Genomic DNA, 19,792 nt, shown 5'->3' with positions numbered 1-19,792 from the left:
GTGTGGCTGCGCGAAGCCGCTAACGTCGGCAATACGCCATGTTGCTGACGTCATAGTTCGCTCAATTGAACTTCTGTTAAGGCCAAGGACTTGCCGGATCGAACCTGTATCTCAATGGCCGGTACCTAACCGTAGCCGACGTTCGAATGTCCACCTGAGAGCGCCGGCGAGTGGCCGCAGCTGGCCGACTGCGGGCAAACACTGAACCGACGATGCGGCCTGCAGCTTATTGCTTTGTGACCGGCGCAGGCCGACCCGTTTGAATCATTCAGTCAGGATCTGCACTGGTCCGCTGTCTCGCCAGCATGAGACATTCATTGGCAGCGATGCAATTGCTTCAAAAGAGCGGCAGAATCCCGGAGGGTGAACGTTCACGTTTTCGTGTCCGTATACATTGGTCAAATACCAATCCGTTACACCGCCCTGTCGGCTCGGATGGACCCGGGGTCGCACGGATTCAACTTATTTCTTCTGAATAAATCCAGCGACACCCCGCTTGTCCTGTAATAACGGCGTCAATCAACGAAGCAGCAATGGCATCGGCCGGATTGACGCGGAATCTCCTCGGAAGAACCGGAGCCAAGACTCGAAGCAAGGTCAGCGCGGCATGTTCCGCGCCCCTTTTCTCATTTCGTTCGCCGTCGATAAGACTAGGCCTGCAGATCGAAAGGGACGGAAAGCCGATTGTCTGAATGTCCCTCTCGACCTCTCCTTTGGTCCTGTAGTAGAAACTCATGGACCCCGTGGATGCCCCCATGGCCGTTACAATCGCGTATCTCGCCACACCGGCGGCGTGCGCGACCTTACCAATGGCGACGGGCAGTTCGTAGTCGACGTAACGAAACGCTTCCTTCGAGCCCGCTTTTGCCTGAGTCGTTCCCAATGCGCAAATGATCGCATCGGGCCGATACGACATCAGATTCGGAACCAGCTTCTCCAAAGACTCCCCGACCGGATTCACGAGTCTGTCGTTTGGCGCCAACGGTTGACGCGTTGGCGCAATCACCTCGGAAAGGACGTCGTTGGAGAGCGCGAGCTTCAATGTCTCGCGTCCCACCAATCCTGTCGCGCCCAACAGCAGCAGTTTCATCTTGGTCTTATTCCATCTAGGTGTTCGAACCAACGCAGGTCGGTAAATATCCGTTACGTGCAAACAAAGACCGAAGGTTTATTGCTTGATGCCTTCAAAATTAATCGTCACATGAACCTTGTCGCCAACATAGGGGACATAGGCTTTCATGCCGAACTCGGAGCGTTTGATCGTCGTCGTGGCGGTGAAGCCTGCTTTGTACACGTTGGTACCGGTCGTGTCCTGGGCCTGCCGGTTGAACGTGGTTTTCAGAGTCAGCGGCTTCGTGACGCCAAGCAAGGTGAAGTCGCCTCGGATGTTCGCGGTTTTGGCGCTCGTCATCTCGATGCTTGTACTCTTGAATGTCATGGTCGGGAACTGTGCAACATTAAAGAACATGGGCCCCTGCAAAGCTTTGTCGCGAGCGGCGAAGCCCGTGTCGACGCTGTCCGCGGACATGGTCACCGTGACCGTACTGTCTTGCGGCTTCGCCGTGTCCAGGAGCAAGGTGCCGGTAAGATCGCGAACAGAGCCAGTAATCATTGAAAAGCCGAGATGGTCGATCGTGAAGATCGCCTGGGTATGGGCCGGGTCCAGCGCGTACGTGTCGGCCGCAAACGCGGTAGCAAACGGCGCGGCGCTGAGCATAGTGGCAGCAAAAAATGTCTTTGGTGAGAGGCGCATGAATAACGTCTGTGTTGGTTTGAGCCCGGATAAGGCTTTCATTTCAAGGTTTTGATTGACTCTAAAACTCTGTTTTAAGCCTGCTGCACGCCCTGAGCCGCGTTCGATACGGCTTCCCATTTGTCCCAGTTGCTCAACCGCGCCTCGTAGACTGCCCTGAACTTCGGGATCGTCGTCGAACCGAGCACCAGGCGAAGCGGCGGTTCATCCGACTCCACAGCTTCGAAGATCGCCGTGGCAGTCGCGGCTGGATCACCAAAATCTCCAGGTTGGAACGACGAGCGAATGGCCTGGCGGATGGGATCATAGGCAGCGATAGCCGGCGGGGATTGCACTGCCGAGCGAAACCCGGTGGTGAAGTGACCCGGCTCCAAGACGGTAACTTTGATACCGAATGAGGCCACTTCGGCCGCTAATGCTTCCGACATGGCCTCAACGGCAAATTTGGTTGCCGTATAAGTCCCTCCAGTCGGAAAAGCGATGACGCCTCCGATGCTCGATACGGTAAAAATATGGCCGCTGCCTTGTGCCCTCATGATCGGCAGCGCAGCCTGAATCGCCCAGAGCGTTCCGAATACATTGGTGTCGAAGCTCGCTTTCGCTTGCTCGGGTTCCAACTCCTCCATCGCTCCCATGTAACCGTAGCCGGCGTTGCTCACGATCACATCCAGTCGTCCGAAATGCCGGTGTGCGTGGGCGACCGCGCCGAACACAGCCTCGCGGTCCGTCACGTCGAGCGGCAGGACCAGAATCGCACCCCCATAAGCCTTTACGAGCTCGTCAAGCCCGCCCACGTTACGTGCCGTGGCCACCACCTTATCGCCGCGCTTCAGGGCGGCTTCTGTCCAGGCACGACCAAATCCACTCGATGTACCAGTGATGAACCAGACCTTTGACGACTTCATGTTCTAGACTCCAAAAATAAATTACACTGAGTGCAATTTATAGCACTTAGTGCAATTCAGTCAAGAATTAAGATGCCTCCAAATGAAAGATGTCCGGGCGCGACGGTGAGAGTCCAGGAGCAATGGCATCCGTTAGTTTGGCAACCCGCCATCGAGGGTTTTACTTTTACTTCGCCTCGATGCGGGCGAGCACGAGAGGCGACCGATGGCTACGGCATAATCTCGAGACGGGAGTTGCCGGCCGCCGTGCCTCCCTTGGACCAGCACCGCGTCCCGATAGAGATGGAGCGGCCCCTGGCGTATATCATCGGCAAGAGTAGACCTCTTCCCGAGCGGAAAAAATCGAATCTCAGCGGCCATCAAAATAACCACGATGATTGAAACAGAGAACGCCACGAGTGATCTGCGCGAACGCAAACGCCAGTTGACGCTCGACCTGATCGCCAAAACCGGCCTGAAGCTTTTTATAGAGAATGGCTACGAGGCAACAACGCTCGACGCAATTGCTGCGGCATCGGGGATATCGCGACGTACTTTTTTTTACTATCTGAAGTCGAAAGAAGACGTCCTGTTGGCACACGAGAGCGGCAATATCCCGCGACTTCTGCGCCCTACCTTTCTGCAGCAATCGCCCAAACAATCGCCGCTCAATGCCGCCCGGAAGACTTTCTTGATCCTGGCCTCCATGTACGAGACCACAGAATCAGTGATGGCTGACCGGATCCTGAGATCGATTGAAACACTACGATTACGCAAGGAAGCGCTGCATGTTCAGCTGGAGGATGTGCTAGCCGAGGCAATGTACGAACTATGGCCGGATCCGGCTCGGCGAGCCGTTTTACGTCTGACCGCCATGATGGCGATGGGTGCGCTTCGGTTTGCCAAGGAAAACTGGCGACAGGAGAACGCCGCACATCCGTTGACGCGCTATATCGATGAGGCTTTCGATCTTCTCGCTCACTCAGCGAAGCGGTGATTCCGAATAGATCCGACGGCCCGCACCAGCCCGATGTTAAGGACCGGTGGTCGCGCTGACGTTTGGCACAGGATCCTGTTTTTATCACCCGTACTACCGTAACTCAGGAGATTTGAGATGAGCATTGGTCCTATTCTTCCTGTAGCTGTCGGAACCCTTTCCGGTAACCTGCCGACGGGCGCTGGTGAATAGACTCTCGGTGCGCCGGCGCTGGCGCCGGGTGCTTCCTTCAACCCGGTTGGTCTCGATGAGAGCAAGGCGCTCACTGGTGTTGTGCTTAATCGTTATGCAACGCCGGTCGTCAGCGCAGATACACCGGCCTCGTTCGCAGAACAACTACTGTCGAGTCAACAGACAAGCCAAGCTTAATTTACTTGCGACGCGTCGGGGTTCGTGTAGGGCGACACGCTGCCCCGCGTCAAAGCGGGAAAGGGCGCTTACGTGCCGATCAAGCGATCAAGCAACTATCAACTTCGCAAATCGAATGGCCGTTTGATGGTACCGATCCGACGTCCCAACGTCCGCTCGGCGGCCCGGGCGAATGACGCTTCATGGCCGGACCCGGTCCGACACCGACAAGCGGAGTGTGCCTCCGTTGATCGGTCCGCGTCGGGCCGAAGTCGACCCTGAGCAGCCAATCGAGTTGTTGCAGTCTCAAGGACTGGTATCAGAGTGGAGCAGCCATACGCCCCGTCACCTCGAGGCCCGGCTTCGGTCCCACCGGTCATCAATGAGTGCAGGAGTTGGGCGAAGGCCCGGCTCCGAGCGAATGAACTCTCCCCACTAACACTAGGTTGGCGAAGTTTAAGGCCGAGTCAGGAATACACCGGCAGTCCTGTATCTTCCCGCAACGGCCTTTGTTAGAGAGGTTTGCCTCTCGGTGACGAGCAGGAGCCTTGAAGTGGCTCGTCACCCCTCTCTTTATCGAAACCACTCGTTCCGATGCATATCGCAACGAGTCTATTGCGGCGAAAAGCTCGCTAGCATCGCCTCGAACGTGTGACGATCACCGTGATCCTGCGTCAGCCGAACGCGTCCCTCAACGTCCGCAAGGTGTTCATCCATCAAGTGAAGCGCTCGTTTGAGATCCTTTTCACGCACTGCGTCGAGAATGGCCCTGTGATGGTCAGTCCCACAGTCGTCGTGATGCTCATGCTCATACAGCGTCATCACCAGCGCGAGTCTCGCCACGACCTTTTCCAGCAGTTCCGTCAAAACCCCATTTCCGCTGATACGCGCCAGCTCAATGTGGAATTCGCCAGATAGCTCGGCCTTGGCCTTCTCGTCCGTTCCGTGATGAATGGCATCTTCCCGGTCGATGATGGCGTTCAGCCGATCGCAGTCGGCATCTGAAGCGCGGCCTAACGCGAGTTCGAGGATCAGCCGCTCCATCGTTCTCCTTGCCTCGAAAAGCTCTTTGGCCTGCTCGATCGACGGAGCAGCCACAAACGACCCCCGATTTCGTTTTCGCTCGAGCAAATGGTCGTGCTCCAGGATGCCGAGCGCGCCTCTGACAACCGTCCGGCTCACGCCGAAATGGTCGGCAATCGCATCCTCAAGGATTTTCGAGCCGGGCTTGAGTGCTCCCTCGCTGATCGCCTTGGCCAACGTCGCGCGAATCCGGTCGCTGACGTCTTCTGCAACATCCGCCGTCTCTGGCTGAACGTCCTGCTGTGTTTTGGTGCGTCGCTTTACGCTGGCTCGCATTCCGATCTCCGTGCATGAGTGACACCAAATGGTGCGATGACACGCACTATACATGCGCACAAACTTAATTCAAAGTTGGCGCATGAAGTTTCGAAAGTTTGTTCGAATATCAAAGAGTCTTTACAATTCATATAGATAGATTGTTTTTACCGTCATCGATATGTGTCGGCACGGTACCTGCTTTATAACCCACGTGAAGACGAGAGCCTGCATATGACGACCAATACTACTTCTGCAAAGTCTAACCTGTCCCCCGAGTTGGACACCACCGTGTCCGCACCGGTCGCATCGATCGTGCCGGCCCACGCCCGTGCCCTGTCGGTGCGCGCATTGACACACGCCTATAACAGCGGCGCGCCAGCTATCGAAGATGTCAGCTTCGATGTCCCTGCCGGCGAAATTACCGCGCTGCTCGGTCCGAGCGGCTGTGGCAAATCCACGGTCCTGCGCGCGATCGCCGGTCTGATCCGGCCCAGTCGGGGCACTGTCTCACTGGGCACAACAGATCTGACAGTTCTGTCCGCTCGTGCTCGCGGAATCGGCATGGTGTTCCAGAGCTATGCACTGTTTCCTCATTTGACGATTGCCGAGAACATCGCTTATCCGCTCGCCTGTCAACGGGTCGCGCGTCCCGACCGGCGCAAAAGGGTTGAGGAGTTGCTTGCGCTGATCCGCCTCGATGGATTCGGCGACCGGTTACCGCGTGAATTGTCCGGCGGTCAGCAGCAACGTGTGGCTGTCGCCCGCGCGCTTGCATCGCGTCCGTCATTACTGTTGCTGGACGAACCCTTTGGAGCGCTTGACCGGGCACTGCGCTTCGATCTCCAGGTTGAGATGTTGCGCTTGCAGAAGTCGCTTGGCATTACGACGCTGATCGTCACACACGATCAGGAAGAGGCGCAAAGCCTTGCGACAAGCCTTGTACTGATGAACCGGGGACGTGTCGAACAGATCGATAGCCCGGCCATCGTCTACGATCAACCGAAGACGCTTTTCGTCAACAGTTTCATCGGTCAAGCAAGCCAGCTTGTGGGGATAGTCGAATCCAGTGGCGACGATGACGCTGCTATCCGACTTACTTCAGGCGAAGTTCTCGTTCTGAAGCGCAGACTCAATTTTGTCCGGGGTGCATCAGTGGTCGTCACCTGCCGGCCCGAGCATGTACGGCTGCACGCCACTTCCGGTCCATCGACGATCGAGGCGCGTCTCGTCGTTTCCGTGCCGCTCGGACCGACGCTCGTCCACGACCTCGAACTGGCTAACGGGGCGCAGATTCGCGCAACTGAAATGCGCGGCGCAGCAGGTACTCCCCCAGATCTACCTGGCCAGCGGGTTTTCATTCAGATCGATACCGACCGGTGTCACGTTTTCCCACGCGACATTAACCGTTAAACCAATAGGCGATTGAGCAACCATGACGCAAATGACGCTGAGCAGACGTAATTTCGGATTCCTTATGGTAGGCGCGGCTGCGGCGGCGATGTTGCCCGCGAGACCTGCACGCGCCGCAAGCGGACTCGTAGCTGCCACGTTTCCCGGCAGTTGGGAAGACGCCTACCGGCGAGTACTGACGCCACTTGTGTCGGCTGCCCACTACGACCTCACCATTGCACCTGCAATGGCACAGGACCAACTGGCGAAGGTTCAGGCCAATCCGGATAACCCGGCTTACGACACGCTGCTGATGTCGCCGGGACAGGGCGCGGTCGCGATCGAAGGCGGCCTGGTTCGCAAGATCGATCCAACCAGGCTGTCGAACTGGAGCATGCTCGATCCAGCCTTCCAGGGTGAATACGGTCCGACTGTGACTGTTGAGGTCAACGGCATTGCCTACAACCCGGACATGGTGCCCCGGCCGACCGGCTATCGCGACCTGTTCGAAAACCCTGCTTACGCCGGCAAGGTGTCCTGGACAGGTTTCGAGTCGAACACGGCAGTCATGGCCTACACCCAGTTGGCAAAAATCTACGGCACGGGTCCCGGAGACATGGACGCTGTCTTCAGACTCTTCCAGGCGCATCCCGAGCATCTCAGAAGCGTGGTCGATAGCACCAATCACCAGATGACGCTCTTTCAGCAGGGAGAGATAGCCGTGTTCATGTGTTCGACGAACAACGTCGCGCATCTGAAGGCGCTGGGTCTTAAGGCTGAGTTTGTCCATCCCAAGACGGGCTCCCCCGCTGCACCCGTCAACCTTTATCTTGCCAAAGGTTCGAAGCATGTCGATGCAGCCTACGACTACATGAACGCGGCCATCTCCAAGGCCGCGCAGGACGTGCTGAAACTGCCCCCGACCGAGATGTTCCCGACCAACCGCCAGGTCGCGCTGCCGCCGGGCATCTCCGCCTATGTGACGCGCGAGCAGATCGCTTCGCTGACGTATCCGGACTGGACATTGATCAACAAACACCGTGCCGAGTGGATGCGCACGTTTGACGCGCTCGTCGCAAGGGGTTGATGGAAATGAGGTCGAGCAACGTCCCGCTTCTCCTGCCAATGCTTCTGCTCTCGCTGGCGTTCTTCGCGACGCCCCTCGCATTGCTCGTGGCCTACAGCTTTGCAGGAAAGAGCGGCTTCTCGCTCGAGCACTATGCGGCGTTTCTCGGCGATCCGTTCAACCTGCGCGTGCTGATCAATACACTGCGCCTCGGCGTGCTGACCGTGATCGGAACGACACTAACCGGGATTCCAATCGCCCTGCTTTACTGGCACAGCGGAGCACGGTTGCGGCAGGCCATCGTGTTTCTGACCCTGATGCCGATGCTCACGAGCAACGTGGTCCGCACCTTTGCGTGGATCGTCATTCTCGGTCGCCACGGGCCGATCAGCGAGCTTCTCCTTAGCCTTGGGATCACTGGGCAGCCCATCAGTCTGATGTTCACGGAAACCGGGCTGATCCTGACCATGTGCCAGATCGATCTGCCGCTGATCATCCTACCGGTGATCGCCTCGCTGTCGCGAGTCGACAAACAACTGACGGATGCCGCCGAAGTCTCTGGCGCAGGGCCGTGGCGGACCTTCCTGACCGTGCTGCTGCCGCTCGCGCTGCCCGGTCTGCTGGCGGGCTGGATTCTGGTGTTCGCCAGCACGAGCGCGTCGTTTGTTACACAGGCGGTGATTGGCGGCGCCCGAAATGTCTATGTGCCGCAACTGATCTACCGCGAAGTTGGCGTGCTGTTCGACTGGCCGCTCGCGTCGGCGATCGCGGTGGTTCTGCTCATGTCCACTGGTGCTTTACTTCTGTCGCTCTCGACAATCGCCCGTCATCGGAGACTCGTCGGCCATGCGTGAATCAGTTTCGATCTTTCTTTATCGCATCTTCGTGTACGGCATCGGGGGGCTGGCACTGCTCTATCTCATCGCGCCGATCGTCATCGCGTTGACGATGTCGTTCACAGCCGGTCAGACCTTGCAGTTTCCCCCGCAGGGGTTTTCGCTGCGCTGGTATCAGGCTCTGTTCGATCCGCTCGCTTCTTCGACAGAACATATCGCTGCGTTCAACTCACTGAAGATTGCCGGTCTCGCGGTCATCGGGTCGTTGTTGTTCGCGGTACCTGCCGCTGTCGGCGCAGCGCGTGTCCAGCGTCGCGTGGCTAACCTCGTGGAACCGCTGCTGCTCGCGCCGCTGGTGCTGCCCAGTCTCGTCTATGGACTTGCAGCGCTGGTGGTATCGGAGCACGTTGGTGTTCAACCGTCGCTGGCGCTTAACGTGATGGGCCACATCGTCGTGTTCGGACCTCTGATGTACCGCGCAACGGCAGTACTCGCGCAAGGCATGGATCCCTCTCTCGCGGAAGCCTCGACCACGTTGGGCGCAGGGCCTATGACCACCATGCGGCGCGTTACGTTGCCGCTGCTGGTGCCGGGGATTCTGGCCGGTGCATTTCTGGTATTCATCGAGTCGCTCGACAACGTTTCGGTCTCGCTGTTTCTCGCCGATGCCAGCACAACCGTTCTCCCCCTGCGGATGTTCGCGATGATCGAAGAATCACTAGATGTCCGTGTGGCCGCCATGTCGGGCGTGCTGATCGCCTTGACGCTTGTGGTCGTCATTGCCGGCCGCAAGCTTTTCAACCCAACCCGCTAACTAATACCAATCACGCCGGTCATCGGCGTCTGTAGTCAGAAAAGAGGAATAACACATCGTGAACATGCATAAGTCTCACCGTTCCGTCCGATCGATCGAGTCACTGCTCGCGGACTTCGAGCCCGATTTCCAGTTCGCCGCTCCGTTGCCACTCCCGCCTGAAGAGTTCGCGGAACGAGTGCGCCGTATCCGGCGTGAGGCTGTACAAGGCGGGCACGACGCGTTGATCGTCCATACCGGGACAGTGGGCTGGTTTCATACGTCGAACGCATATCTTCGCTACATCTGCGACTGGATGCGAGAAGGCTTGCTGATCATTCCCGCAGATAGCGACAAGGAAATGATCCTGCTGTCCTTCTTTACCCAATCGGTCATTCTTCCGCCTGGCGGTGAGCCGGTCGGTGTTGAGCGGATCTGGCAGATCGGCGCAATTGGCCGGGAATATGCAGACCGTCCGGGTTCGTCGATCGACAAAACGGCCGAAGCGGCGGCAAAAATCCTGTCGGAGATCGGGTTGTCGGCCAGCCAGATCGTCCGTCTCGGCGATCGCACCAGCGTATCGCTCTTCGGCTCGCTTAAAGAGCTCATGCCCAAGGCGAAATTCGTCGACGACAATGGGATTATCGATCGCATGCAGCGAGTGCGCTCTCCGCGCGAGATCGACATGTTCCGGGGCGCCGCACAGCTAATTTCCATCGGCACCCAGGCTGCTTATCACGTCACGCGCCCCGGCGTGACGGACGCGGAGATTTACGCTGCGTTCACCTTCGCCCAGCTTGCCCGCGGCGGAGAAACCGGCGACGGTTATCAGATCGGTATCAACCAGTACGGTACGCATTGCGGCAAGCCATACGGCCACGTCGTACGCCCGGGCGACCTTATCAACCTGTACATATCGAACGTGACGTATCAGGGATATACGGCACAGACCGCACGGATGATCGCAGTGGGCGAGATCACCGAACGGCAGGAGAAGGTCCTGGATGCCTGTACCGAAGGCGTCAAGCGTGCAGAAAAGCTGATTCGCCCCGGCGTGCTCATCAGTGAAGTCAACAACGCGGCGTTCAGTTCCTACATCGAACACGGTCTGCTTACGTCGCCACATGCCCGCACCATGCCCTACAACTGGGAGCCGGCTGAGGACGGCGGTCCGCGACTCGTGCCGATGCAGTATGTGCCGGATGCCGATTGGGAAGCGCTCGGGCGCAAGCTGATGCACGTCTATCCTGCCACTTATGGACCTCACAATCCGAATCTCGGGCATTCGGTTGGAATGGCGGGCGGCCAGAATAGCTTTAATGTGTCTTCGCATAATTACGACCGGCTGGAAGAAGGCATGGTGTTCGTGCTCCACACGCAATGGCTGGAAGCACAATCGGCTGGTTGCAACATCGGCGACTGCTATGTCGTAACGGCGGACGGCTTCGAAAATCTTAGTCGCCACACGCCGTTGGAGACATATCGTGTGCCGGGGGAGCAGTGAGCATGCGGGAAAAGTCCGGACATACGTATTTCGACTGCTCGAAGCTAACCGCGCGTGAGCGTTACAAGTTGCTGATCGGAACCGTGATCCCGAGACCGGTCGCGTTGGTTACCACGCTCAGCCGTGACGGGCGTCCCAACGCCGGGCCGTTCAGTTTCTTCAACGTTCTGACCCACGATCCCGCGATTGTTGCTATCGGCGTCGAAAACCATGACGACATGAGTTTCAAGGACACCGCTCGCAACATTCGCGAAACGGGCGAGTTCACGGTGCATATCTGCGACACGGCGCTCACCGATCAGATGGAGATATGCGCGATCAAGTTCGGGTCCGACATCGACGAGCTAGCTGAAGCTCGCCTCGCGACTGTGCCGGGAATGATGGTACGTAGCCCACGGATCGTGGCCGCACCGGCGGCTCTGGAGTGCCGCCGATACATGACGCTCCAGGTTAGCTCGGCACGGGAAATCATCCTCGGTGAGGTGGTGGGGGCATTCGTGCGCAGCGATACGATCGACCCGGAGACTCTCCACATCGATCAGCAAAGGATGGACGCCGTCGGACGATTAGGCGGGCGCAGCTACACCCGCACGCAGGATCAGTTCGAGGTCAGAACATTGACTCCGGATGAGTTTTTCCGGAGCCGGAAGTAACGCGCGTTGGCCGGCCACTGGCCGGCCATGAGAAGGAACATTGAACCATCGGAGCGGGAAGGTTCGATGTTTGTCTTATGGAAGATCAACAGGTTTTTGGGGCATTAACCGATAGCCATTGTTTTTTGGAAATTAGTCCAACTTTTACTTAGGTATCCATATTTACGCCATGACCATGAAGATCACCAGAATGACCTCAATTGCGTCAATCTCGTTCGCGTTTGCTGCGTCCGCTCATGCCCAGAGTTCCGTTACCCTTTACGGAACCCTGGACGACGGCATCGCTTACATTCATAACAGCGGCGGACAAAGCTCGCAATGGAAAATGAATCCAGGAGGCATGTCTGGGAACTCATGGGGAATGACTGGCAGGGAGGATCTCGCGGGCAGCGTCGCCGCGATCTTTAAGCTTGAGAGCAACGACAACCCGAACAACGGCACACTGGGAAACAACGGTCGCATGTTTGGAGCGAAAGCATACGTCGGTCTGACGTCGCCGACGTTGGGCGCGGTGATGCTTGGGCGACAGAATGACCCGCTGTCGATGCTCGTGTCGAACGTTACGGCCGATTCATACTTTGGTACGTTTGCAACACCGGGCGATGTCGACAACTACGACGGCAGCATGAATTTTGACAATGCAGTGGAGTGGGCAAGTCCAAACTGGGGCGGCGTAACGATGCAGTTGATGTACTGTCTGGGCGGCGTCGCTGGAGCAACTGGTTCAGGACAAAGTTACGCTGCAGCAGCCAGATATTCCAATGAGCATTTGAATCTTGCGACCGGATTCATGCACGTGGACAACGGAAACGCGGTGTACTCCGAGCGGGGTACGACCACGGCGGATTCAGTCTTCAACAGCGCGGTCAATTCGGCCTACGAGTCCGCGAGATCGATCAACATTGCTCGCGTAGCCGGCAATTATCTGTTTGGTTCGTTGACGTTGGGTGCCGCATTCAGCTACTCGCAGTATGTACCGGACGCATCGTCGACGTTCTCGGATACTGAGAAATATGCTAATGGTTCGGTATTTGCATCATGGCAGGTAAAGCCTGACTTTTACACCATCGTTGGATACAACTATACGAAATCGAGTGGCGACTCGTCAGCAAAGTACTCGCAGGTCAATGTCGGCATCGACTATCTGTTGAGCAAACGCACGGACGTCTACGCAACCAGCGGCTATCAGCACGCAAGTGGGCAGAATGGCCTGGGGCAAGCGCAGGCCGTAGTTGGCTCGTACGCAGTGAACTCCGGCGCAAGCTCGCAGATTGTGGCGATCGTCGGAATGCGGCACCACTTCTGATACGCTGGTCCGGAGGTGATGAGCGCTTCTCCGATGTAGAGGTCGCGGGAGAAGCGCTAATGATCTCTGCAGGGGGTAATTCGCCACGTGGGTGAAGGTTGACGTTGTTGCGCAATGGACAGGGAATCGTGCAATGTCGACCTTCCAAGAGCGATGAGCAAATGCGCCCGAGGCGTAAAGTTCAATTCGACCGCTCGACGCGACACCTTATAGTGGCCAGAAACGGCGAGAAGCGTTGCATTGAAACCTCGATTGTGTACCCCGAATAGTCGTGGATGCACAGACCGTGCAATGCGCAAGGGTTAGCGATAATGTGTGAACTTGTCAGGTATCGGCCTGCTACCTTCACTAACGGCCTCCTGATAAACGCCGAAGCAGCCAGACAGGTCACCGAGCAACGTTCCCAGTGATCTGCCTGACTGCCTCGATCCTCGTACCGATCTCCCGCAAAAGACCCGCCCGGTCAAATCTACTGCGCTGCGGCTCAGAAGCGTCGCTTGTGCCCGGGCTCGCTAGGCAAACCTGGCCTCTACAGCAGACGGTACGAGCGCAATCCCCCGTGCCTTGCAAATGCTCTCGACGTGGCGAGCAGAGTCCTTGATAAACGACACTGCCTCCGGATATCCGAAAGACTGCTGCTCGTATGTAGGATACCCATACTGGCTCCGTTCATATTCTTCCCAATCCCGGATGCTTCCAGTCGCGACGCGCGCTTCATAGGCGTCGATCATCGCAAAATAGGCGTCCAGTTCAGTGGCCGTCAGATCCGGGTGTCCGGCGCGCCAGACTGGATCGTCGATCTGAATGCACTGGCGCGGGTGGGGCTGGCGCCGGTTATCATGCGTCGACTGGGCGACTTCGAGCGACAGATTCAATGCAGGGTTCGCGGCGGCAAGGATCGGAATGATCGTCTCGAAGTCAACGATCCCTTCGCCGCAGCGACGGGTCTGAAAGTCGAGGCCGCCCGGCGCGCGAGCTACGTAGGCATCCTTAATATGAGTCTGACGAACATAGGGTGCCAGGCGTCGGGCAGCAAAGACCGGGTGCTCTCCACGTTGCAGCACGTTTGCGGTATCGAACACGACGCCAATGCAATCCGCGCCAACTTTCTCGATCAGCCGGACAATTTCGAAAGACGTAATTTCGTCATGAGTCTCGATGTTCAGATGCGTACCGTGTGCGCGAGCGGCGGGGGCCAGCTTGTGCAAGACCTTTTCGATTGCAATTAACTGGTCTTCCCAGGTGACGTCCGTACGAAAGCGGTCAACCGCCAGCCGGCCTCGATAGGCAGGCTTGAAGTTGCCCGGCGAGATCCACAGTTCAAAGCAGCCAATTGCGGCGCTTGCCTCGATCATCCGGATGCATCCCGCGATGATGTCGCCATCGCCGATGCTTCGCAGTTCCGGCGCCTCGGCACTGCAATAGGGATTGATCTTGCCGATGCCAGCTTCAAGATAAAGATCGAGTGCATCCGCCTTCAACCGGATGTCTCTCAGCAGGCCAAGGTCGAGGTTTGGGCTCATATCGAGAATCGTGCTGAAAAATATGCCGCTCAGGTTAAGCTCCTTGACATGATCAAGGCTTCCCAACGGGCCGCGCTTTTTGGCTTCAGGGAGTTTCAATCCGTCGATTCCGAGTTTCATAAAGGATCCTGTTCTGATCAAAGCGCTTCGGTCGCGCTCTGACAATGGTGATTCCACGGGCGCCGTTTTAGGGCTACCGCAGAGGCTAGCGATACTTGGCAAGGAAAGTCTCGGTCCGCTCATGGACCGGAGAAGTCAAAAGCTGGTCCGGTGGCCCGGTTTCGACCACCTTCCCGTTGTCCATGAAAACAAGCGTGTCCGCGACATCGCGGGCAAAGGCAATTTCATGGGTCACGATGATCATCGTGCGCCCCTCCGATGCCAGGTCGTGCATGACTGACAAGACCTCGCCGGTCAGCTCGGGATCCAGAGCCGAGGTGGGCTCGTCAAACAGTAGAAGCTTCGGTTGCATCGCGAGGGTGCGTGCAATAGCGACCCGCTGTTGCTGGCCACCTGATAATTCCGATGGAAATGCATTGGCCTTGTGTCGCAAGCCCACTGTCTCGAGTAGTGAATAGGCGAGTTCATTGGCCTCGGATTTGCTGCATCGTCGATGCAGTAGAGGCGCGGCCGTGATGTTCTTTAGCACGCTAAGGTGCGGAAAAAGGTTGAAGCGCTGGAAGACCATGCCGATATGCTCGCGCTGGGCGGCGAGCGCTTTTGGCTTCAACGCGTACAGCTTGCTGTTCCGTTCAGCGTAACCGACGTAGTGATTATCGACCAGTAGCCGGCCACCATCGATGGTTTCCAGGTGATTGATGCACCTTAAGAAGGTCGACTTGCCCGAGCCCGACGTTCCGATTAGGCAAAACACTTTCCCCTGTGGAACAGTCAGATCGATCCCTCGCAGAACGGAGGTCTTCCCAAAGCTTTTTGTCACCGATTGCGCGACCAGCATAGGGATATTGTCCCGAGACACGCTCATTCTCCACTCCGCTCGACAGATTTGTTGGAGGAGCGGGCATGCCGTACGAGGCGCCGCTCAATGAAGTATTGACCAAGGGATGCCAGTGTCGTGACGGCGAGATACCAGATCGAGGCAACGATCAGCAATTCGATGACGAGGAAATTTTGTGCGTAGATGTGCTGTGCCTGCGTCAGCAGATCCTCCATGCCTATCACCGAGACGATCGCGCTTGCTTTCAGCATGCCGATGGCCTGATTTCCAGTCGGCGGAATAATGACCCGGGCGGCCTGGGGCAATACGATTACGCGTAGCGTTTGACTTCCTGTGAATCCGAGTGAGCGGCCAGCGTCTTGTTGACCTTGATCGACTGAGAGCAGTCCGCCCCGAATGATCTCCGCCATATTCGCCGCTTCATGAAGCGCAAGCGCCAGAAAACCAGCTAGTGAAGGCGTGATGATTTCGTTGATGGAGATCGTGGCGGTGCCAAACCTCAACTGCGGAATGAAAAGCGCAATGTTGAACCAGAAAAAGATCTGGACGATGAGAGGCACGCCACGGAATAACCAGACGAAAGCGGCCGACAGAACTTTGAGAACGAGGTTCCTGCTGATCGCCATGATTGCAACGGCACATCCGACGGCGATTCCGAATAGCATCGCAGCGGCAGTCAATTCGAGCGTCAACAGGACGCCACGGAGAATGGTTGGGTGGAAGAGATAGCGGCCGATTTGTGGCCACTGAATGCTCTGACTTCTGCCCACAACCAGAGCAACGGAAAAGAGAATGAGAATTGCCGCGGCGCCAATGGCTGTTTGTCCCCATTGGATCGGCTTGGCGATGATTGGCGTCGATGTTGCGCCGGCGGTTTGAAAAATGGCTCGTGACATGGCTCAGTTCACCGAAATGTTCTGCGCGCCATTCAGTTTGACGGTGTTCACTGCAAGCGGTGCAAGGCCCCATTTCCTTAATATGGCATCGTACGCCCCGCTTTTCAGCATCTGTTGTAAGGCAGCGATGACTGTGTCGCGGAGCTGCGTATTGTCTTTGGCAATCAGGATGCCGAGATAGCCGACGGCGAGGCGAACGTCCGGTAGCGCCTGAAGTCCTTTGCCATTACCCGTCTGGTGCTGCGTCGTGTAGACGCTCGTCGCATAACCATTGACAGTCGCATTCGCGCGGCCGGTGCGTACCGCCTGAAGGACATCCGGCATTTTGGGAATTGCCATGATGCTGATCGGGGTGGAGCATCGTTTCGACGCCCCTTCGACCAGCCGCTCCTGGAATGTCCCGACGGGGACAGCGACCACTTTCCCGCAGAGGTTGTCCATACTCGTGATACCGAGTGGATTGCCGCTAATCGTCATGATGGTCGTCGCGTCGTACATATAGTCGACCACGTCGAGATGCTTTTCCAACTCCGGATCGTCGTTAATACCAGAGAGCGTCATGTCAAAGCGACGGGAAAGAATGGAAGGCACGATGGCAGCGCCTGCGCCGACATCCGTCATCTGCACATTGACTTGAAGGATGATGCCTAGTGCAGCAGCTATATCCGCATCAATGCCGATCAGTTTGCCTTCTTCGGAATGGAAACTGATGGGCGGTGTGAGATCAGTCGCTACTCGCAAGACTCCTGAAGCCTTGATCGCCGCCGGTAGCGCGTTCGCCAGCCCGGGTGTGGGGACAACACCCGGAAGTTTTGTGATGTCGATTTCAGATGTGGCGGGTCCCGTTTCATTTGCAGAAACGGATGTCGAACCGGCCAGCGCCGCGAGGGAGAAAAACGCACCCACGACGAGTGCTCTCGCCGTTGCCATTGGACAGCTCATCGAAATTTCCTCTTCCAGTTGCCATCGAATTGATTTCGCGAGAGCAGTGCAAGAGGTATGCCATGCGGGGGTGAATATTAACGTAGGCATCTGATTTTTATAGCTATAAAAATTAAGCGCCGATCTAAATCGCTATGTTTCGCATAAAGTTTCGTATAAATATTCGAAAGTAACGACGAAAATATCCGCATGTGGTGCTATTCCGAGCAAATTGGTGCAATTGCGGGTGATTTGCACTTCTTTGGCGCGGCCCGTTACAGTTGCAATCTCACCAATTCAAATCGGACGATCAGAACGCCTGCCGAATAGCAGGCAGTGCTTGGTAGGCCGTCTTTACGGGAGATGCAGGATGTTCGGGTCCCGCTCCTAATTGGCGCTCGTCACATCCTGTTGGCCCAGAGGAATTGGTAGACCAGCGACCAGCTAACGTGTGAGCAACAGATTGACCGCAACCGATATTGCACATGCCTCGTCGCGGTCGAACCTTAGGCCACTGCGCAACTCGTTGCTTGAGCTTCCTTGGCGAAGGGATCGGTTACTCGCCGTGACGGAGCCAGGGTTAATCACCAAGCTTGAGACGACACCTTGTTTGCCGCTTGCGGGATATCTCACTGCCTGGATGGGCTTGGCGACCTGTTCGCAACCGAAGCGACTTCAAGTGCGGTCCAATCGCGTCGCCCCAAATAAGGTTTGGGTTAGCGATGCCAGCAGTAAGGTGATTCGACTGACCTGGCTTGCAGAAGTCGCCAGACGGGCGAGTTCGCCTCAACGTTGGATGAATATATTGCGATAAAGCGAGGGAGTGGTTGGGGTTAAAGCGTGAGCACCGACGCAGCAAGCCCTTCGAAAAACTGTCAAGAGTGCCACGGTCAGCAATTCGCTGTATAGGGGACGCTCGGATGTCTGCATCAAACGCAGGTTCAAGGTCCGGAAATGGCCGGTCAGCGTCCAATTGCCGACCGGCCTCCCGTCGTTAAACGTCGGTCTGCTCGGCCATCTCGAGCGCGTCGTCAACCTCGATGCCGAGATATCGGACGGTACTTTCCAGCTTCGTATGACCAAGCAGCAGCTGAACGGCCCTCAGATTTTTCGTACGTCGGTAAATCAACGACGCTTTTGTGCGACGCATCGTGTGCGTCCCGTAGGCCGTGTCGTCAAGCCCGATCGATTTGATCCATCGATGGACGATGCGCGCGTACTGACGAGTCGAAAGATGCGGCGAAGCATGGATGCGGCCCGGAAACAGAAAATCGGATGGGCACAGGGCTGCCGTTTTGATCCAACTTTCCACGCTGTCGCGGGTCTGCTCGGTGATTTCAAATTGCACCGGTCGCTGAGTTTTTTGCTGCATGACTGTAGCCCGTGGCGCCACCCGGTTGCCCAAGCAGACATCACGCACGCGCAACTTGGTCAGATCGCATGCCCGCAACTTGCTGTCGATTGCGAGATTGAACATCGCAAGATCACGGGTCTTCGCTCCCAGTTGCAGCCGAATCCGAATGGCCCAAATTTCCTTCAGCTTCAGCGGCGCCTTCTGCCCAGTAAGCTTGTCCTTATTCCACGGGACGCGCGTCGGGGCGTTGCTGGCATTTGCTTCCATGACGACTCTCCTTTCAGGTGAAGGGAGAGTTAGTGTGCGCCGACTGTCTTAGGGCGAGACCCGACCCATAAGCGACGGCCGATTTTCCACGGAGCAGCCATTCGGTCCGCAGCGCGCGCTCGCGCGAGGAGCGCACTGACACCACGGAGATCATCCGACGCTATTCAACTGGGGTATGGCCGAGCGACCTCAAGCATCGCGAAGCCTCAGCGAGTGTCACGATCCGAAGCCCCCTAACGCCCGTTATCCAAGGGGCATGAGTGCGCCTGTTGAGGGCGAGACTGCCCTATGATAGGCAGATGGAAACAAATAACCTGCCATATGTCGTTGCAATAGGCGCCTCCGGTTCGGAGGGGCTGAACGACATCGTCGACCTTCTCGGCGCGTGGCCCGATAACCTCCAGGCGATCGTCATGGTCGTCCTGCATCGCTCTAGTGATGCAGTTAGCCATTTGCAGGAGATCCTGAGTCGCGGTGCAGCGCTGCCAGTGATCGTGGCAGTTAATGGGCAGTTACTTTTGCAGGATGTGTGTTACATCGGGGAGCCGGATCAGGCACTTACACTGTCCGCCGACGGTCGAGCGTTGCTCGTTGAGGGTATTGACAATCGCCTGAGGAATCGAACAGTGGACACGCTGTTCGAATCGATTGCTCTTCATGCCGGAAGGCGGTCCGTCGGGATTGTTCTTTCTGGAGCACTCGATGACGGGTCGCGCGGGTTGGCCGCCATTCATGCAGTCGGGGGTCTGACGATGGTGCTCGATCCTGCCCACAAACCAATTGGAATGCAGCAAAATGCCATCGACTTTGATGGCTCGATCGACTTCATTGGAAACGGCTTAGCGATCGCCGCAGCGCTCGAGCACGCCATCGCGCGTATCGGGTCCAGGCCACAAATTGCAGATGTATCGGCCAACGGGATCGCCCGGGAAATCAATGCGAAAGTGATGTGACCGTGAAGCGTCGCCTTGGAACGCTAGCTGACGCTGACGGCAAAGACCGA

At 57.1% G+C, this 19,792-nt stretch carries 18 protein-coding genes; 9 read left to right on the top strand and 9 right to left on the bottom strand.

Annotation, left to right across the window (positions count from 1 at the left end; all coding sequences use genetic code 11):
- Nucleotides 1–457 precede the first annotated feature (457 nt).
- From HB633_RS29245 to HB633_RS29235, 3 genes are all read right to left on the bottom strand, one after another.
- Nucleotides 458–1,090, bottom strand: coding sequence for an NAD(P)H-binding protein (locus HB633_RS29245; protein WP_213781612.1), 633 nt, complete (start codon nucleotides 1,088–1,090; stop codon nucleotides 458–460).
- 78 nt (nucleotides 1,091–1,168) lie between these two features.
- A complete protein-coding gene (locus HB633_RS29240) occupies nucleotides 1,169–1,795 on the bottom strand; it encodes a YceI family protein (RefSeq protein ID WP_213781611.1) in 627 nt (208 codons plus the stop codon).
- Between the two features lie 32 nt (nucleotides 1,796–1,827).
- Nucleotides 1,828–2,658: an SDR family NAD(P)-dependent oxidoreductase gene (locus HB633_RS29235; RefSeq protein ID WP_213781610.1), complete on the bottom strand. Its 831-nt coding sequence runs from the start codon at nucleotides 2,656–2,658 to the stop codon at nucleotides 1,828–1,830.
- Between the two features lie 373 nt (nucleotides 2,659–3,031).
- Here HB633_RS29235 and HB633_RS29230 point away from each other — a divergent pair, with 373 nt between their 5' ends.
- Entirely contained in the window at nucleotides 3,032–3,634 is a 603-nt protein-coding gene (locus tag HB633_RS29230; protein ID WP_213781609.1) for a TetR/AcrR family transcriptional regulator, read from the top strand.
- Between the two features lie 960 nt (nucleotides 3,635–4,594).
- On the opposite strand, the gene HB633_RS29225 is transcribed toward HB633_RS29230, so the two are convergent.
- A complete protein-coding gene (locus HB633_RS29225) occupies nucleotides 4,595–5,341 on the bottom strand; it encodes a GntR family transcriptional regulator (protein WP_213781608.1) in 747 nt (248 codons plus the stop codon).
- Between the two features lie 162 nt (nucleotides 5,342–5,503).
- On the opposite strand from HB633_RS29225, the gene HB633_RS29220 reads away from it, so the two are divergent.
- The 7 genes from HB633_RS29220 (at nucleotide 5,504) to HB633_RS29190 (ending at nucleotide 12,870) form a co-directional block, all read left to right on the top strand.
- Entirely contained in the window at nucleotides 5,504–6,733 is a 1,230-nt protein-coding gene (locus HB633_RS29220; protein ID WP_213781607.1) for an ABC transporter ATP-binding protein, read from the top strand.
- Between the two features lie 22 nt (nucleotides 6,734–6,755).
- On the top strand, nucleotides 6,756–7,799 hold the full coding sequence (locus tag HB633_RS29215; protein ID WP_213781606.1) for an extracellular solute-binding protein: 1,044 nt from the start codon (nucleotides 6,756–6,758) through the stop codon (nucleotides 7,797–7,799).
- Nucleotides 7,800–7,804: 5 nt separating this feature from the next.
- Nucleotides 7,805–8,632 carry an ABC transporter permease gene (locus tag HB633_RS29210; protein WP_213781605.1) on the top strand — a complete coding sequence of 276 codons (828 nt, stop codon included), beginning with the start codon at nucleotides 7,805–7,807 and terminating at the stop codon, nucleotides 8,630–8,632.
- Nucleotides 8,625–9,428 (top strand): ABC transporter permease, encoded by an 804-nt coding sequence (locus tag HB633_RS29205; RefSeq protein WP_213781604.1) that lies wholly within the window; start codon nucleotides 8,625–8,627, stop codon nucleotides 9,426–9,428. The genes HB633_RS29210 and HB633_RS29205 overlap by 8 nt, the downstream gene beginning before the upstream one ends.
- Nucleotides 9,429–9,492: 64 nt before the next feature.
- The gene (locus HB633_RS29200; RefSeq protein ID WP_255581273.1) at nucleotides 9,493–10,911 is read left to right on the top strand and encodes a Xaa-Pro peptidase family protein; all 1,419 of its coding nucleotides are present in this window, start codon (nucleotides 9,493–9,495) and stop codon (nucleotides 10,909–10,911) included.
- 2 nt (nucleotides 10,912–10,913) lie between these two features.
- Nucleotides 10,914–11,564, top strand: coding sequence for a flavin reductase family protein (locus HB633_RS29195; RefSeq protein WP_213781602.1), 651 nt, complete (start codon nucleotides 10,914–10,916; stop codon nucleotides 11,562–11,564).
- Between the two features lie 169 nt (nucleotides 11,565–11,733).
- A complete protein-coding gene (locus HB633_RS29190; RefSeq protein ID WP_346730387.1) occupies nucleotides 11,734–12,870 on the top strand; it encodes a porin in 1,137 nt (378 codons plus the stop codon).
- Between the two features lie 512 nt (nucleotides 12,871–13,382).
- On the opposite strand, the gene HB633_RS31060 is transcribed toward HB633_RS29190, so the two are convergent.
- The 5 genes from HB633_RS31060 to HB633_RS29160 all read right to left on the bottom strand — a co-directional run bounded on the left by HB633_RS31060 (nucleotide 13,383) and on the right by HB633_RS29160 (nucleotide 18,789).
- Nucleotides 13,383–14,513 (bottom strand): sugar phosphate isomerase/epimerase family protein, encoded by a 1,131-nt coding sequence (locus HB633_RS31060; RefSeq protein ID WP_255581268.1) that lies wholly within the window; start codon nucleotides 14,511–14,513, stop codon nucleotides 13,383–13,385.
- Nucleotides 14,514–14,598: 85 nt separating this feature from the next.
- Nucleotides 14,599–15,378, bottom strand: coding sequence for an amino acid ABC transporter ATP-binding protein (locus tag HB633_RS29175; protein ID WP_276572791.1), 780 nt, complete (start codon nucleotides 15,376–15,378; stop codon nucleotides 14,599–14,601).
- A complete protein-coding gene (locus tag HB633_RS29170; RefSeq protein ID WP_213781601.1) occupies nucleotides 15,375–16,247 on the bottom strand; it encodes an amino acid ABC transporter permease in 873 nt (290 codons plus the stop codon). Before HB633_RS29170 ends, HB633_RS29175 begins: the two co-directional genes overlap by 4 nt.
- A 3-nt stretch (nucleotides 16,248–16,250) precedes the next feature.
- Nucleotides 16,251–17,177: an ABC transporter substrate-binding protein gene (locus HB633_RS29165; protein WP_213781600.1), complete on the bottom strand. Its 927-nt coding sequence runs from the start codon at nucleotides 17,175–17,177 to the stop codon at nucleotides 16,251–16,253.
- Between the two features lie 985 nt (nucleotides 17,178–18,162).
- Entirely contained in the window at nucleotides 18,163–18,789 is a 627-nt protein-coding gene (locus tag HB633_RS29160; protein ID WP_213781599.1) for a tyrosine-type recombinase/integrase, read from the bottom strand.
- A gap of 299 nt (nucleotides 18,790–19,088) precedes the next feature.
- On the opposite strand from HB633_RS29160, the gene HB633_RS29155 reads away from it, so the two are divergent.
- The gene (locus HB633_RS29155; RefSeq protein ID WP_213781598.1) at nucleotides 19,089–19,742 is read left to right on the top strand and encodes a chemotaxis protein CheB; all 654 of its coding nucleotides are present in this window, start codon (nucleotides 19,089–19,091) and stop codon (nucleotides 19,740–19,742) included.
- Nucleotides 19,743–19,792: the final 50 nt, after the last annotated feature.

Origin of the sequence: Caballeronia sp. dw_276 (genome assembly GCF_018449635.1) — a bacterium.
Taxonomy (GTDB): Bacteria; Pseudomonadota; Gammaproteobacteria; order Burkholderiales; family Burkholderiaceae; genus Caballeronia.
The sequence above is the reverse complement of the archived record's forward strand: the minus strand, read 5'-3'. Positions and strand labels throughout refer to the sequence as shown.

What these genes read in the sequence shown, in the direction of transcription:
- HB633_RS29245 (WP_213781612.1), bottom strand. Translation starts at nt 1,090, where the DNA reads ATGAAACTGCTGCTGTTGGGCGCGACAGGATTGGTGGGACGCGAGACA.
- HB633_RS29240 (WP_213781611.1), bottom strand. Translation starts at nt 1,795, where the DNA reads ATGAAAGCCTTATCCGGGCTCAAACCAACACAGACGTTATTCATGCGC.
- HB633_RS29235 (WP_213781610.1), bottom strand. Translation starts at nt 2,658, where the DNA reads ATGAAGTCGTCAAAGGTCTGGTTCATCACTGGTACATCGAGTGGATTT.
- HB633_RS29230 (WP_213781609.1), top strand. Translation starts at nt 3,032, where the DNA reads ATGATTGAAACAGAGAACGCCACGAGTGATCTGCGCGAACGCAAACGC.
- HB633_RS29225 (WP_213781608.1), bottom strand. Translation starts at nt 5,341, where the DNA reads ATGCGAGCCAGCGTAAAGCGACGCACCAAAACACAGCAGGACGTTCAG.
- HB633_RS29215 (WP_213781606.1), top strand. Translation starts at nt 6,756, where the DNA reads ATGACGCAAATGACGCTGAGCAGACGTAATTTCGGATTCCTTATGGTA.
- HB633_RS29210 (WP_213781605.1), top strand. Translation starts at nt 7,805, where the DNA reads ATGAGGTCGAGCAACGTCCCGCTTCTCCTGCCAATGCTTCTGCTCTCG.
- HB633_RS29205 (WP_213781604.1), top strand. Translation starts at nt 8,625, where the DNA reads ATGCGTGAATCAGTTTCGATCTTTCTTTATCGCATCTTCGTGTACGGC.
- HB633_RS29200 (WP_255581273.1), top strand. Translation starts at nt 9,493, where the DNA reads ATGCATAAGTCTCACCGTTCCGTCCGATCGATCGAGTCACTGCTCGCG.
- HB633_RS29195 (WP_213781602.1), top strand. Translation starts at nt 10,914, where the DNA reads ATGCGGGAAAAGTCCGGACATACGTATTTCGACTGCTCGAAGCTAACC.
- HB633_RS29190 (WP_346730387.1), top strand. Translation starts at nt 11,734, where the DNA reads ATGACCATGAAGATCACCAGAATGACCTCAATTGCGTCAATCTCGTTC.
- HB633_RS31060 (WP_255581268.1), bottom strand. Translation starts at nt 14,513, where the DNA reads ATGAAACTCGGAATCGACGGATTGAAACTCCCTGAAGCCAAAAAGCGC.
- HB633_RS29175 (WP_276572791.1), bottom strand. Translation starts at nt 15,378, where the DNA reads ATGAGCGTGTCTCGGGACAATATCCCTATGCTGGTCGCGCAATCGGTG.
- HB633_RS29170 (WP_213781601.1), bottom strand. Translation starts at nt 16,247, where the DNA reads ATGTCACGAGCCATTTTTCAAACCGCCGGCGCAACATCGACGCCAATC.
- HB633_RS29165 (WP_213781600.1), bottom strand. Translation starts at nt 17,177, where the DNA reads ATGGCAACGGCGAGAGCACTCGTCGTGGGTGCGTTTTTCTCCCTCGCG.
- HB633_RS29160 (WP_213781599.1), bottom strand. Translation starts at nt 18,789, where the DNA reads ATGGAAGCAAATGCCAGCAACGCCCCGACGCGCGTCCCGTGGAATAAG.
- HB633_RS29155 (WP_213781598.1), top strand. Translation starts at nt 19,089, where the DNA reads ATGGAAACAAATAACCTGCCATATGTCGTTGCAATAGGCGCCTCCGGT.